Genomic DNA, 13,534 nt, shown 5'->3' on the forward strand with positions numbered 1-13,534 from the left:
CTGCGAGCGCCGGCCGCACTTACACAGGCACGTCACAGGTTGCGCCTAAAGCCCTCAAATACGGCGGCGCCACTCTTGATTCATGACGCTCACCGACTCCACTTCAGGAACCCTGCCGGACGCCGCGGTGGCGCCGGTGGGCATTCCATCACGGGGGCGCGCCGGACGGCGCGCCCCCGTGGACACCCGCACCACCGCGCCGGTCCTGGATGTGACCATCCCGGTCTTCAACGAGGAACGCGACCTGGAGGAATGCCTCCGCAGGCTCCACACCCACCTGCTCGATTCCTTTCCGCACTCCTTCCGGATCACCGTGGCCGACAACGCCAGCACGGACGGCACCTTGAAGCTCGCCGAACGCCTGGCCCGGGAGTTCCCCGAACTCGCGGTGGTCCACCTCGACGAAAAGGGCCGCGGAAATGCACTGCGCAAGGTGTGGCTGGCGTCGCCGTCGCCGGTCCTGGCCTACATGGACGTGGACCTCTCCACCGACCTTGCGGCCCTGGCACCACTGTTGGCGCCGCTGATCTCCGGCCATTCGGACCTTGCCATCGGCACCCGGCTGACCCGCAACTCCCGCGTAGTCCGCGGACCCAAGCGGGAATTCATCTCGCGCGGCTACAACCTGATGCTGCACTCCTTCATGGGTGCCCGGTTCAGTGACGCACAGTGCGGGTTCAAGGCGATCCGCGCAGACGTGGCCCAACAGATCCTTCCGTACACCGTGGACAACTCCTGGTTCTTCGACACCGAGCTCCTGGTCCTGGCGGAGCGGTGCGGCCTGCGCGTCCATGAGGTTCCCGTGGACTGGATCGACGACCCTGATTCAAGCGTTGACGTGCTGCGGACGGCGCTGGCGGACGTCCGGGGCATGGCACGGCTCACCCGCGACCTGCTCTACGGCCGCATCCCGGTTCCGGAGCTGCGGGCAGCCCTGGCGCGGGGGCCGCTGCCCGCCTCGTCCCGGGCGGCCGAGCAAACGCGCGGCGGCAGCCTGTTTGGCCAGTTGGTGCGCTTCGCCGCCATCGGTGCGGCGTCGACCCTGGCCTACCTGGCGATCTTCGTATTCTGCCGCGGCTTCATGGATCCCCAACTTGCCAACTTCCTGGCCCTGCTGATCACGGCGGTCGCCAACACGGGAGCCAACCGGCGCTTCACGTTCGGCATCCAGGGTGGCAACCCGGTCCGGCACCACTTTGAGGGGCTGATCGTGTTCGGCATCGGCCTGCTGCTCACCTCGGGTGCGCTGGCACTGGTGCACAGGACGACGACGCCGGACCGGTGGGCGGAAATCCTCACCGTCGTGGCGGCGAACCTCGCCGCCACCGCCGTGCGGTTCCTGCTGTTCCGGCTCTGGGTCTTCCGGGAGCGGGCGCCGCGTACAGCACCCTCCACGCGCCCCGTTCCATGGACAGGCCCGGGACCGGCAACACCATCCGCCGGAACCCCCGCAGCTTCGTCCGCCGACGACACGACCGCCACCGCCTCCACAGAAACGGCAGCATCATGACCTCCACCTTTTCACCGGCAGGCGCCGGATCGACCACCGAATCAACCGACGGTCCACAGCACCCGTCAGGTGCCGCGGCTTCCTCTGCCGGCCCCGCACGCACCGGACCGCGCTGGACCCGCTACGCCTTCGGCGGCCAGCCCCGCTGGGTGCGGCCCTCGGCCGCCGGCCTCCTGGTGGCCACGGCAATCCTGTACCTCTGGAACCTGGCCGCCACCGGCTACGGAAACTCCTTCTATGCCGCCGCCATCCAGGCGGGCACCAAGGACTGGACGGCGTTCCTCTTCGGATCGCTCGACGCCGGAAACGCCATCACCGTGGACAAGCCGCCCGCGGCGCTCTGGATCCCGGCCCTCGCGGGCCGCATCTTCGGCTTCTCGTCACTGAGCATGCTGGTGCCCGAGGCGCTCATGGGAGTGGCCGCCGTCGGCTTCCTGTACCTCGCTGTGAAGCGGGTTTCCGGTCCGGTGGCAGGCCTCCTGGCCGGCGGCGCCCTCGCACTGACGCCCGTGGCGGCGCTGATGTTCAAATTCAACAACCCGGACGCCATGCTCACCCTCTGCCTGGTGCTGGCGGCGTACTTCACCACCCGGGCCATCGAACGGGCCGGATGGAAGTGGCTGGTGGCGGCGGGGGCCGTGATAGGCCTGGCGTTCCTCAGCAAGATGCTGCAAGGCTTCCTGGTGGTTCCCGCGCTTGGACTTGCCTACCTGTGGGCTGCCCCCACACCGCTGGGACGCCGGCTGGTCCACTTGCTCGGCGCGCTGGGCGGGATCATCGTGGTGGCCGGCAGCTACGTTGCCCTTTTCCAGCTGACGCCGGCCTCCGAACGGCCGTACATGGCCGGGTCCACCACCAACAGCTTCCTGGAACTGACCTTCGGCTACAACGGCCTGGCCCGCATCACCGGTTCGGGTGAAGGAATGCCCGGAGGTGGAGCCGGCGGCCCGGGCGGCGGTGCGGCGGGCGGCTTCGGCGGCGGAAATGCGGGATTCGGCGGCGCGGCCGGCCTGCTGCGGATGTTCGGGACCAGCTTCGGCGGCGAGGTGTCCTGGCTGCTGCCTGCCGCCCTGGTGCTGGTGGTGGCAGGCTTGTGGTTCACCCGCCGCGAAACGCGCACATCCCGGAGCCGCGCGGCCTTGATCCTGTGGGGCGGCTGGCTGCTGGTCACGGCGGGCGTCTTCAGCTTCATGAGCGGCATCGTCCACCCCTACTACTCGGTGGCACTGGCACCGGCCATCGCCGCGCTGGTGGGCATCGGCGCGGCGGAACTCTGGCGCGGCCGCGCGTACTGGCCGGCACGGACCACTCTTGCCGTCGTGGTCTTAGGCACCTCCATCTGGTCCTCGGTGCTGCTGGGCCGCGACGCGTCGTGGCTGCCGTGGTTGCGCATCGCCACCATCGTCCTTGGTGTCCTTGCCGCGGCCGCCATCCTCCTCCGCCTTGACGGCAAGGGCGCTGCGGGACGGTTCCGGCGCTCCGGGACGGCTGCCGTCGTCGTCCTCTCCTTGCTGGCCGGGGGCCTTGGAACGGCTGCCTGGACCTTGGCCACCGCCGCGTCCGCCCATTCGGGATCCATCCCGACGTCGGGGCCCGCAGGTTCGTCGGCGGGCGGTTTCGGCAACAGGGCTGCCGGCTTCCGGGACGACGCCGCGCTCCGTGGCGACCGGACCGACGGAACGGATGCGGCAGCCGGTGCCGGCGGTTTTGATCCCGCGAACGGAGCCGGCGGCTTCACCGGGGCCCCCGGAGCTGGCGGGGCGGGTGGTCCCGGCGAAGGCACCGCCGATGCAGCCGTGACCGCACTGCTCACCGGCACCACCACGAAGTGGTCGGCGATTGTCTCCGGGGCCAGCCAGGCCGCCAGCCTGGAACTGGCCACGAACACCAGCGTCATTGCCCTGGGCGGCTGGAACGGCGGCGACCCCTATCCCACGCTCGCCGAGTTCCAGGCCATGGTGGCCAGGGGTGAGATCAGCTACTTCATCGAAGGCGGCATGGGCGGCGGCATGGGCGGCCGGGGCGGCAACTCCGAGGTGGCCGCCTGGGTGCAAGCCAACTTCCAGGCCCAAACCGTGGGTAACTCCACGGTGTACCAACTCACCAAGTAGGACCCCATGGCCAGATCTAACTCCACTCCGGTGCAGGCTCCCTCCGCTCCCGCTGCCCCCGGCCCTGCTGCCTCCAGCCCTGCTGCCGCGGCCGGCGTGCGGCGGGAGCCCCCGGCCCTCCGGCACCGCCTGGAACTGGCAGCCGTGCTGGCAGCTACCGCCGTGCTGTACCTGTGGAACCTCGGGGCATCGGGCTGGGCCAACGCTTTCTACTCCGCCGCCGCCCAGGCCGGATCGCAGGACTGGGCGGCCTGGTTCTTCGGTTCCTCGGACGCCGCCAACTCCATCACGGTGGACAAGCCACCGGCGTCCCTGTGGATCATGGGGTTGTCGGTCCGGATTTTCGGCCTGAGCTCCTGGAGCATCCTGGTTCCTGAAGCCCTGATGGGCGTCGGCACCGCCTGGCTGCTGTACCTGGCTGTCCGGCGGGCCGCGGCACCGGCCACCGGTGACCCGCGCCTCGCCCACCGGGCAGGGCTGCTGGCCGCCGTTGCGCTGGCACTGACGCCCGTGGCCACGCTGATGTTCCGGTTCAACAACCCGGACGCCCTGCTGGTGCTGCTCATGACCGCCGCGGCCTATGCGGTGCTCCGCTCCGTGCAGGAGGACAGGCTGCGCTGGCTCCTGCTGGCAGGGGTTTTCCTGGGCTTCGGGTTCCTTGCCAAGCAGCTGCAGGTCCTGCTGGTGGTTCCCGGGTTTGCCCTCGCCTACCTGGTCGCGGCACCCGCCAGGCTGGGTCGGCGGCTGCTGCACCTGCTCGCCACCGGTGCCGCGATGCTTGCCGCGGCCGGCTGGTGGCTGGCCGTCGTGGAGCTCATCCCGGCTGCGGACCGTCCGTTCATTGGTGGTTCGCAGGACAATTCCATCCTGGAACTGACCCTCGGCTACAACGGCCTGGGCCGGCTGACAGGCGACGAGACAGGGAGCGTGGGCGGCGCCAACGGCTGGGGCGTTCCGGGGCTGCTGCGGATGTTCAACAGCGAATTTGGCGGCCAGATCGCGTGGCTGCTGCCCTCCGCACTGATCCTTGCTGCCGGCCTGCTGTGGGTGGGACGCCGGGCGCCGCGGACTGACGCCGTCCGGGCGTCGGTGCTCATCTGGGGTTCCTGGGTCCTGGTGACCGGCCTGGTCTTCAGTTTCATGGCGGGCATCATCCACCCCTACTACGCGGTGGCATTGGCACCGGGGATCGCAGCCCTGGCCGGCCTGGGCCCGGTACTTCTCTGGCAGCACCGGCGGCAGGCCGCCGCGGCGGTCTTCCTGGCCGCCGCAGTGGCCGCGGCAGCCCCTGATGGCATTCACCCTGCTGGGAACCACATCCGCCTACGGCCCGTGGCTGCGCTGGGTGGTGCTGGCGGCAGGCCTTGCGGCCGCAGCAGGAACAGGGTTGAACAGGTTCATCCGCCTGCGCTCCGTGCAACGGACGACGACGGCGCTCGCCATTGCGGCATCGCTCGCCGGCCCGCTGGCCTTCTCCATGTCGACGGCGGCGACGGCGCACAGCGGGGCCATTGTCAGCGCCGGACCGGCGCCGTCGTTCGGCGGCCCGGGCGGGTTCGGCGGAAACCGGACCGGCGGGTTTGGCGCGGGCGGCACGTCCCGGCAGTTCAACGGCCAGGCCGGACAAGGCCAGGGTGCCGGCCAGGGCGGACAAGGCCAGGGGGCCGGCCAGGGCGGGGCAGCGCAGGGCGGTCAGGGTGCCACCGGTGGCCGCGCCGGCGGGATGGCCGGCCTTCTGGGTGCGCCCACGCCGTCGGCCGGGCTCGTGGCCGCGTTGAAGGACGGTGCCTCAAACTACACCTGGGCAGCGGCAGTAGTCGGTTCGAACAATGCCGCAGGTTACCAACTGGCCACGGAACTGCCGGTGATGGCCGTGGGCGGCTTCAACGGCACCGACCCCTCCCCCACGCTGGAACAGTTCCAAGCGCTGGTCTCCCAAGGCCGGATCCACTACTTCATTGCCGGCGGGACCATGATGTCCAGCAGCGGCTCTGACGCCTCCACCCGGATTGCACAGTGGGTGGAGTCCACGTTCCCGGCGCAAAACATTGGCGGGACCACGGTCTATATCCTGGCGGGATAACCCGGCGCCGGGGATCCGCCTGCAGCAAATCGACGCGCCATGATTCGTGACTTCCGTTACCCAAATGTGACTAATGCGCAATCTTCCTGTACCGTCGATTGGGTGCGGTCCCCGTTCGGGCCGCATATCCCGGGTTGACGCCAAGCTCTGCCGCTTCCCGGATTCCGCTTGAGCAACGGCAGAGGCGGGGGACCCACCGTCCCGGGCAATGATTGCCCTTGGGGTTAAGCCAGCACGTGTTTTTTCCGTGCGGCCGGATGCCCTCATCCGAACCCGACAGCTAACTCCGCAGGTGTGAGAGGCGATCAATCATGTCTAAATCCATGGCAAAACCATGCCTGCAAACCAAGGCAAAACATCGGGCCAAACCCCAGCCCGCCAAAAAGACCACCGTGGGCCGGCGTGTTGCGGTCCTCGCTGCATCATGCGCGGTGCTGGTTGGCGTTGGCGCGGCAGGCCAGGCGACCAACAGCATGACCCAGGCGTCGTCCACCGGGTCAAGCGCTTCCACGTCGGCGGCGGATGCCCAGATGAGCATCGAGAAGAGCGAAATCCGGTCCAACCCGGCCGCGAATCCTGCTCCTTCCGCCATCAGCGTGGCACCGCAGGCCGCGGAGCCGGCCCCCGCGCCCGCTCCCGCCGCCCCGCCGGCTGAAGCACCCGCACCTGCGCCGGCCCCCGCGCCTGAGCCTGCTCCCGCCGTCGCGGTCAACGATCCCGCGGGCGCCCAGGCCTACGCCGCCAGCCAGCTGTCCTCCTTTGGCTGGGGACCGGACCAGATGCAGTGCCTGCAGACGCTGTGGACCAAGGAATCCGATTGGACCACCACCGCCACCAACGCCAGCAGCGGCGCGTACGGCATCGTCCAGTCGCTGCCGGCGGAGAAGATGGCCAGCGCAGGCGCCGACTACCTAACCAACTACCGCACGCAGATCAACTGGGGCCTGGACTACATCAAGAAGAGCTACGCCTCGCCCTGCGGCGCGTTGAACTTCCACCTGGCACACAACTGGTACTAGGCACCACCAGCACCGGGCGCAACGCAAACCGCGGGCCGCATCATGTCGATGCGGCCCGCGGTTTGCGTTAACCGGCGCCCTGGACGTCGCCCGGCCCGGCGTTCCGCCAGGGGATGTACTGGACAGACCACTTGTTGCCGTCCGGATCGGCGAAGTACAGGAAGTGGCCCCACTGCTGCACATCCACGTCGCTGACGTCCACGCCGTTGCCCTTGAGCTGGCGGTGGGCAGCCTCGATGTCGCTGACCACCAGCTGGAGGTTGGATCCTGTGCCGGGCGGAGCGTCGGTGAGCCCTTCGCCGATGCAGATGGAGCAGGCGGAGCCGGGTGGCGTCAACTGCACGAAGCGGATCGACTCCGACGGGCGTTCGTCGTAGTCGGCGTTGAAGCCAACCTTGTTAACATAGAAATCCTTGGCGCGGTCCACATCGGATACAGGGACAAAGACGAGTTCTAGTTTCCAGTCCATCCGCACAGGCTAGCGGCGGGAACGGTTTTGAAAAAGGGTGGAACCTACCCGGCGATCCCGTACAGGCGGTCGCCGGCGTCGCCGAGGCCGGGAACAATGTAGGACTTCTCGTTGAGCTTCTCGTCGATGGAGGCCAGGACGATGTGCACGTTCGCGTCGCCCAGTTCCTCCTCCAGCTTGGCCAGGCCCTCCGGGGCTGCCAGCAGGCAGATGCAGGTGACGTCGGAGGCGCCGCGCTTGAAGAGGAACTTGATGGCCTCACGCAGGGTTCCGCCGGTGGCCAGCATCGGGTCCAGGACGAAGACCTGGCGGCCGGTGAGGTCCTCGGGGAGGCGCTCGGCATACGTGATGATGTCCAGGGTTTCCTCGTCCCGGGCCATGCCCAGGAAGCCCACCTCGGCGGTGGGCACCAGCTTGGTCATGCCTTCCAGCATGCCCAGGCCGGCGCGCAGGATGGGAACTACCAGCGGCGTGGGCTTGGTGAACGCGGTGCCGACCGTGGTGCTGACGGGCGTTTGGATGGTGACGGGCTCGGTGCGGACCTCCCGCGTGGCCTCATAGGCCAGGAGGGTCACCAGCTCCTCCGTCAGCTGGCGGAAGACCGGCGACGGCGTGTTTTTGTCCCGCAGGACGGTGAGCTTGTGGGCGACCAGGGGGTGGTCAACAACGAGAGTGCGCATCCCCTAAAACTATCATCCGGCGCTGCCTTTGCCGGGTCCGTAGTGTTCGCCGTCGTGCAGCTCCTCGGCCACCACGTCCCGGACGATGGGACGGTCGAACGACGGCGCCGCACCCACGTGTTCCCGCCTGCGGACAATGTGGAACAGCCGGTGGGCCATAATCACCACACCCACCCAGGTGAGCCCCAGCAGCCAGCCCGCCATGACATCCGTGAGCCAGTGGTGGCCCAGGAAAACCCTGCTCAAACCCATGGCGATGATGAACACCGCGCCCGCCGTGATGGCCAGGACCCGGACGCGCATGGCGTGGAACTGGAGGCAGATCAGGTACACCACCAGGCTGATCACCACGGTGGTGTTCAGGGTGTGCCCGCTCGGGAACGACGGTGAATCCTCGTATGGGGGCACCGCGTCCGCGTGGTCCGGGCGGGTGCGGCCCACCAGTTTCTTGCCGAACGTCGTGGCCATGATGGAGACGGCCGCTGCGCCGCCAACCAGGATGAGGGGCCGCCAGTTCCGGCTGAGGAAGGTCAGCCAGGCGGTGAGGATGCTGGCGAGGATGGGCATTCCGATTCCGCCGCCGATATTGGTGAAGCCGGTAACGAACGCATCGAGGCCGGGGCTGCGCAAGCTCTCCGACAGGGCCAGGGCCGGCTTGTCCAGGTTGGCCAGGCCCGCGGAATCCACCACATTGTCGTACACCTCGGCGCCAAGCAAGGCCAGGGATACGATGATCGCACCGCCCACGAGGATGGTGAGGACCAGCGCCGCATAGGGCTTGAACCAAAGACCTAGGCGATCCCGAAGAGTGTCCATGGTGCCTCCCGGCGTCGGTAAGTAACCTGAGTATCCCCGAAACTATCATTGAGCCATGCCGTTGCCCGAAAAGAAACATCATGCCTGGATGGGCCTTGCGTTGGCGGAAGCGCGCCGGGCACTCGCAACGGAGGATGTTCCCATCGGCGCCGTGGTGCTGGGGCCCGACGGCGGGGTCCTGGGTTCCGGCCGGAACCAGCGGGAGGAACTGGGCGACCCCACGGCCCACGCCGAGGTGGTGGCCATCCGGGAAGCGGCGGCCCGGCTGCAGGAACGGGCACGGCTCGGCGGCGGCAGCGGCGACGGCTGGCGGTTGTCTGATTGCACGCTGGTGGTCACGCTGGAACCCTGCGCCATGTGCGCCGGCGCGATCGTCCTGGCCCGGATCCCGCGGGTGGTGTTCGGTGCCTGGGACGAAAAGGCCGGCGCTGCCGGTTCGGTGTTCGACATCCTCCGCGAACGGCGGCTCAACCACTGGGTTGAAGTGTACCCGGGCGTCCGCGAGGAAGAGTGCGCCCTACTGTTGCGGGAGTTTTTCGCGGGACACCGGAGTATCAGCCCGCAGCCCTAGTCCACAGCCCTGGTCCGCAGTCGGCCCGGGCTCAGTCCCGCTGTCAGTCCCGGGCCCCCAGCAGGGCCAGCACTTCCCGGGCGGTACTGCTCCAGCCCGGTAGCCTCGTCCGCGCCTCCAGCGCTGCTGCGCGCCAACTTTCGCGGAGAGCGGCGTCCCCAAGCCACCGCCGCAGGACCCCTGCCAGCAGTCTGGGACTTTCCTGTCCCCCGGCCGGCAGCCGCAGCACTGCCCCGGGAAGGCGGGGGCCGCCGTCGGCCGCTGTTAATCCTGCCAGGCCCAGGGCCTCCACTGCCCCTGTCTCTTCCCGGACAACGACGGGGATGCCGTGGGCCAGGGACTCGGTGACCACCATTCCGAATGCCTCCGCCCGGGACAGCAACAGGCTGAGGTCGGTCTTCGCCCATTCATTTTCCAGTGTTTCACCGGTCAGCTCGCCGGTGAGCCGGACCCGTTCCTGCAATCCGTGGGCGAGGACGGCGCCCCGGATTTCCTGCGCGTAGGCTTGGTCGGCGCGGTCGGATCCCACCAGGGACGCAGTCCATGGCACGTCCTGGATTTGGGCGAGTGCTTCCACGGCCAGCAGCTGGTCCTTGTTGGGCAGCAAGGCGGCCACCAGGGCCAGGTGCGGGGGCGTTGAACCGCAGGCCTGGGCTGCTGGGACAACTCCGGGCAGGACGACCCGCGCTTGCGGGAGCCCCCGTTTGCGGAGCTCGTTTGCCGCAGACGTGCTGGTGCAGATGACGCCGGCTGCGGCGCGCAAAGCCCTGCCCTCACGTAGAAGGGCCCGGCCGCCTGCATCTTCCGGCACAGGCATATGCACCAGGACCCACGTTTGCCGGCCGGCCTTCGCAGCGAATTCCAGTTCGTCCGGAGCGCCGACGGCCACCAGTCCATCCACGATCGCCACAGGCTGCCCGGGATGAGTTTCCGGGTTCCACGCCCCGAGGAGGGCACCCAACCGGCGTCGATCGTGTGCGCCGGCATCCGGCCAGGTGCCCTCCACGGCAATGACCTCAACCCCTTCACCCAAGGCCTGGAGGCCGGCAACCAGGCACGCGTTGTAGACGTTGCCGCCCGAGCTGTGGCGGATGTTTCCGGGGACCAGCAGCCGGATGTGCCGCACGGTCAGGCGGTGAAGTCCAGGGAATAGGCGGCCCACGCGTCCGGATTCTCGCGCAGCGTGACGTCGAGGCCTGCGAGTTCGCGGCCGTCGTCGCTGTCCTTGATCCGGGTGGCGACTTTATTGGCAATGTACTCGGCCAGCGCCTCCGTGGTGCTGAGCTTGCCGTCGAAATCCGGGTGCTCGTCCAGGTTTTTGTAGTTCAGGTCGGCGAGTACTTCCTCGATGATGGTTCCGGCGGCACCGATATCCAGGACGATCGCATCATCGTTCAGGACGCGGCGGCGGAAGGCCACCTCGGCCACGAAAGTGGCCCCATGGAGTCCCTGTGCAGGTCCGAAGGCTTTACGCGGAAGGCTGTGGGCGATCATGAAGTGGCGGCGGACGGTCAGGCTGAACATGGGTTACCTCAAGTTTTCGGAGTCGTGGGCAGCTGGGCTGGTGGCGGGGTATTCGACGACGTGGCACAGGGCTTCCAAGGTGCCGTCCGCCAGGCTTTGGACGACGCCGGGCAGGTCTTCGAACCGGGACGAACCTGTCAGGAATGCGTCGAAGACGGGGTCCTTGAGCAGCGACACTGCCAGGTCCAGGCGGTCGGCATTGGTGCGGCGGTGGCGCCGGGCGCGTGCCACGGTACCAACCTGGCTGGCCCTGATGGACAGGCGCCGGGCGTGGAAGTCCTCCCCCAGCGGCACAGTGACTTCCCGGTTGGCGTACCACGACATTTCGATCACGTCACCCTCATCGCCGACCAGCTGCAGGCTGCGTTCCAGTCCCTCCTGCGAAGCCGAGCAGTGGAACACGATGTCGCAGTCGGCCAGGGCTTCGTCGGGGTGTGCGAAGTCCACCCCGAGGGCGTCCGCGAGCTGCTTCCTCCCCGCGTCCAGGTCCACAAGCTGCAGGCGTTGCAGCGGGAAAGTGCGCAGGAGCGTGGCCACCATTCCGCCCACCAACCCGGCACCGACGACGGCGATCCTGTCCCCCAGCCTTGGCCCGGCTTCCCACAGGGCGTTGACCGCCGTTTCCACCGTTCCCGTGAGGACCGCCCGCCGGGAGGGAACGTCGTCGGGAATCCTGGTCAGGGACTCCACCGGGACTACGTAGAGGTCCTGGTGGGGGTTCAGGCAAAACACGCGCTGGCCCTTCCACCCTTCAGGCCCGTCCTCCACGACTCCGACCGACAGGTAGCCGAATTTCACGGGCCCGGGAAACTGGCCTTCCTGATGCGGGGCCCGCATTTCCTCCGCGACCCGCGGCGGCACTGCCCCGGCATGGACCACCATTTCGGTGCCCTTGCTGATGCCGGAGTAGAGGGCACGGACCAGCGCTTCACCGGGTCCCGGGGCGGGCACGTCCTCGGCCCTGAGCTCGCCATGCTCCTTTGCAGTGGTCCAGTATGCGGTGGCGTGGATCGGAGTCTGTGAATTTGTCATCTTGCTGACGAATCTATCCGGACGCGCGTCGGCGGGGAAAGTCCGACGACGCGTGGCGGGTTGATCGCGTCAAGAGACAAGGTGCTTGAGGAGCGCTTCTTCGAGGACGCTTCGCTCTCTGGCGACGCGCAGTTCTTTAGGCACCATTTCTTCGTCTGTCATGTTTTGCCCACGTGACAGGTACCTTTCACCTTTAAAAAATCCAGAGGACCATCCCGGAGGCCATCGTGGTGGTTCCCAGTCTTGGTGTTCGCTTTGGTAGTGGCGGCCTGTGGGTGAGGTCCAGCCGGGTGGGTCGTTCTTGGTGGCGGGGGTGGGTTTCCAGCCCGTGGCGTGTCGGAGTTTGTGGTGTTTCGGGCAGGGCTGTCCCAGGTTGCTGATTCCGGTGGTGCCGCCCTTGGCCCAGGCGAGGATGTGATCGGCATCGTTGTCCAGGGAGTTGTTGCTGCACCCCGGGAACGGACACTTCCCGTCCCGCATCCGCAACCACGCCCGCATCGGACCTGTCACCCGGTAACTCGTCCGGCCGATCTCCAACGGGGCCCCGTCCCGCGGGTCCACCAACACCCGGTAAAACGACCCCGCCCCGGAGGCCACCAGCTCCCGTGCCATGGACGGCGGAACCGGCCCGTACCCGTCCAGCACCGCCGGCTCGTCCGTCAGGCCCAGCAGCGAGAACACCGGAACCGTCACCAGCACCTGCGCCCGGACCGGCGACAGCACACGGTCCCGGACAGCACCCGCACCGCCGGTGGAGCTGCCACTCGCGCCCTCGGTCAAACTGCCGCTGCCGCTTGCACGGGTGTCGCTGGCGCCGGTGCCGTTGGTGAGGATCGCGTCGGCGAAGGTGTCGGCCCGGAGCTGGGTCAGGGTCCTGCCCTCGCCGGGGCCCTGCAGGCTACGGGCGGTCGCGGTGAGCCGGTTCCACCCGGCCAGGGCCTGGTCCGCGGGAAGGCACGCGGAGAGCCAGGCCATCCCGTCCTGGTCCGCCCGGAACTCCACCCGCCGCTCAGACACCCCCTTGGCGTGGCGTGTCTCGATGCTCTCGGCGTGGTGGCGTTCCCGCCAGGTCCGGGCCTTGGCCTTGAACCGGTGCGCCGGCAACGCACCCACCGGGCAGCCCCGCGCCGGGTCCGCGGCGTCCGGGTCCAGGAAATGGGCTTCCAACGCCGCCACCCCCGCAGCATCAAGGCACGCCGTCTCATCCGCCATCACCACCGCGTGGCCCCAGGAAATCACCCCGGCCTGCAACGCCGACAAGGTCAGCGGCAACGAGGCAACAACGGCATGCGAGGCCATCAGGAACGCTGACGCGGCCCGCGGCCCCAGGGCCAGCACGCACCCGATCTCCGCCGCGACCGCCATCTCCCGCGCCTGCACCGGCACATCCGGCCCCGCAACCACGTCGGCGCTCTCCGCATACGTCACCGCAGCCCTGGCCTTCAGGCCAGCAAACCCGGCCTCGACCTCCCGGGCACCGGCCAGAATGTCCAGGCACCCAGCCGCCACACCAGCCAACGGATCAGCCGCAGAAAAAGGCTCCAAACCAGCCCCGTCGACCTCGGCATTCAGCACAGCAAGGGCAGCCCGGATCTCCCCAAACGCCCTCACCACCGCCGATTTCCCCATAAACCCATCATGACAAGGGGGTACGACAATCAAGACGGGGGCCGGAGCACTGGCCGGGTGTGCGCACGTTTTGGGGATGCAGGCCTTGCT

Annotated in this window: 11 protein-coding genes, 1 pseudogene and 1 riboswitch; of the genes and pseudogenes, 5 read left to right on the forward strand and 7 right to left on the reverse strand. The window is 68.4% G+C overall.

What is annotated here, in order from left to right:
• Positions 1-82: 82 nt before the first annotated feature.
• The 4 genes and pseudogenes from AC4EEO_RS15615 (at position 83) to AC4EEO_RS15630 (ending at position 6,723) form a co-directional block, all read left to right on the forward strand.
• Positions 83-1,510: a bifunctional glycosyltransferase family 2/GtrA family protein gene (locus tag AC4EEO_RS15615; RefSeq protein WP_491339225.1), complete on the forward strand. Its 1,428-nt coding sequence runs from the start codon at positions 83-85 to the stop codon at positions 1,508-1,510.
• Positions 1,507-3,621 carry a glycosyltransferase family 39 protein gene (locus AC4EEO_RS15620; RefSeq protein ID WP_491339226.1) on the forward strand — a complete coding sequence of 705 codons (2,115 nt, stop codon included), beginning with the start codon at positions 1,507-1,509 and terminating at the stop codon, positions 3,619-3,621. Before AC4EEO_RS15615 ends, AC4EEO_RS15620 begins: the two co-directional genes overlap by 4 nt.
• A 6-nt stretch (positions 3,622-3,627) precedes the next feature.
• Positions 3,628-5,704: pseudogene (locus tag AC4EEO_RS15625) on the forward strand (glycosyltransferase family 39 protein).
• A 145-nt stretch (positions 5,705-5,849) separates the two neighbouring features.
• A riboswitch (cyclic di-AMP (ydaO/yuaA leader) is annotated at positions 5,850-6,010 on the forward strand.
• A 5-nt stretch (positions 6,011-6,015) separates the two neighbouring features.
• Positions 6,016-6,723, forward strand: coding sequence for an aggregation-promoting factor C-terminal-like domain-containing protein (locus tag AC4EEO_RS15630; RefSeq protein ID WP_026264763.1), 708 nt, complete (start codon positions 6,016-6,018; stop codon positions 6,721-6,723).
• 67 nt (positions 6,724-6,790) lie between these two features.
• Here the strand turns inward: AC4EEO_RS15630 and AC4EEO_RS15635 are convergent, their stop codons facing one another.
• From AC4EEO_RS15635 to AC4EEO_RS15645, 3 genes are read right to left on the reverse strand one after another with little or no spacing between them, the layout of a single operon-like run.
• Positions 6,791-7,192, reverse strand: coding sequence for a glyoxalase superfamily protein (locus tag AC4EEO_RS15635; protein WP_109044757.1), 402 nt, complete (start codon positions 7,190-7,192; stop codon positions 6,791-6,793).
• A 44-nt stretch (positions 7,193-7,236) separates the two neighbouring features.
• Entirely contained in the window at positions 7,237-7,872 is a 636-nt protein-coding gene (upp, locus tag AC4EEO_RS15640) for a uracil phosphoribosyltransferase (RefSeq protein WP_109044758.1), read from the reverse strand.
• A 12-nt stretch (positions 7,873-7,884) separates the two neighbouring features.
• Positions 7,885-8,688: a phosphatase PAP2 family protein gene (locus AC4EEO_RS15645; protein WP_491339227.1), complete on the reverse strand. Its 804-nt coding sequence runs from the start codon at positions 8,686-8,688 to the stop codon at positions 7,885-7,887.
• Positions 8,689-8,743: 55 nt separating this feature from the next.
• Here AC4EEO_RS15645 and AC4EEO_RS15650 point away from each other — a divergent pair, with 55 nt between their 5' ends.
• The gene (locus AC4EEO_RS15650) at positions 8,744-9,259 is read left to right on the forward strand and encodes a nucleoside deaminase (RefSeq protein ID WP_141180750.1); all 516 of its coding nucleotides are present in this window, start codon (positions 8,744-8,746) and stop codon (positions 9,257-9,259) included.
• 43 nt (positions 9,260-9,302) lie between these two features.
• On the opposite strand, the gene AC4EEO_RS15655 is transcribed toward AC4EEO_RS15650, so the two are convergent.
• From AC4EEO_RS15655 to AC4EEO_RS15670, 4 genes are all read right to left on the reverse strand, one after another.
• Positions 9,303-10,385, reverse strand: coding sequence for a glycosyltransferase family 4 protein (locus tag AC4EEO_RS15655; RefSeq protein ID WP_491340435.1), 1,083 nt, complete (start codon positions 10,383-10,385; stop codon positions 9,303-9,305).
• Between the two features lie 2 nt (positions 10,386-10,387).
• Complete coding sequence (locus tag AC4EEO_RS15660; RefSeq protein WP_491339228.1) at positions 10,388-10,783, reverse strand: 6-pyruvoyl trahydropterin synthase family protein; 396 nt, start codon at positions 10,781-10,783, stop codon at positions 10,388-10,390.
• A gap of 3 nt (positions 10,784-10,786) precedes the next feature.
• Positions 10,787-11,815 carry a zinc-dependent alcohol dehydrogenase gene (locus AC4EEO_RS15665; protein WP_491339229.1) on the reverse strand — a complete coding sequence of 343 codons (1,029 nt, stop codon included), beginning with the start codon at positions 11,813-11,815 and terminating at the stop codon, positions 10,787-10,789.
• Positions 11,816-11,884: 69 nt separating this feature from the next.
• The gene (locus AC4EEO_RS15670; RefSeq protein ID WP_491339230.1) at positions 11,885-13,444 is read right to left on the reverse strand and encodes an HNH endonuclease signature motif containing protein; all 1,560 of its coding nucleotides are present in this window, start codon (positions 13,442-13,444) and stop codon (positions 11,885-11,887) included.
• Positions 13,445-13,534: the final 90 nt, after the last annotated feature.

The organism is Pseudarthrobacter sp. MOO13 (assembly GCF_058267655.1).

What these genes read in the sequence shown, in the direction of transcription:
- AC4EEO_RS15615 (WP_491339225.1), top strand. Translation starts at nt 83, where the DNA reads ATGACGCTCACCGACTCCACTTCAGGAACCCTGCCGGACGCCGCGGTG.
- AC4EEO_RS15635 (WP_109044757.1), bottom strand. Translation starts at nt 7,192, where the DNA reads ATGGACTGGAAACTAGAACTCGTCTTTGTCCCTGTATCCGATGTGGAC.
- AC4EEO_RS15645 (WP_491339227.1), bottom strand. Translation starts at nt 8,688, where the DNA reads ATGGACACTCTTCGGGATCGCCTAGGTCTTTGGTTCAAGCCCTATGCG.
- AC4EEO_RS15670 (WP_491339230.1), bottom strand. Translation starts at nt 13,444, where the DNA reads ATGGGGAAATCGGCGGTGGTGAGGGCGTTTGGGGAGATCCGGGCTGCC.
- AC4EEO_RS15660 (WP_491339228.1), bottom strand. Translation starts at nt 10,783, where the DNA reads ATGTTCAGCCTGACCGTCCGCCGCCACTTCATGATCGCCCACAGCCTT.
- AC4EEO_RS15630 (WP_026264763.1), top strand. Translation starts at nt 6,016, where the DNA reads ATGTCTAAATCCATGGCAAAACCATGCCTGCAAACCAAGGCAAAACAT.
- AC4EEO_RS15650 (WP_141180750.1), top strand. Translation starts at nt 8,744, where the DNA reads ATGCCGTTGCCCGAAAAGAAACATCATGCCTGGATGGGCCTTGCGTTG.
- upp (WP_109044758.1), bottom strand. Translation starts at nt 7,872, where the DNA reads ATGCGCACTCTCGTTGTTGACCACCCCCTGGTCGCCCACAAGCTCACC.
- AC4EEO_RS15665 (WP_491339229.1), bottom strand. Translation starts at nt 11,815, where the DNA reads ATGACAAATTCACAGACTCCGATCCACGCCACCGCATACTGGACCACT.
- AC4EEO_RS15620 (WP_491339226.1), top strand. Translation starts at nt 1,507, where the DNA reads ATGACCTCCACCTTTTCACCGGCAGGCGCCGGATCGACCACCGAATCA.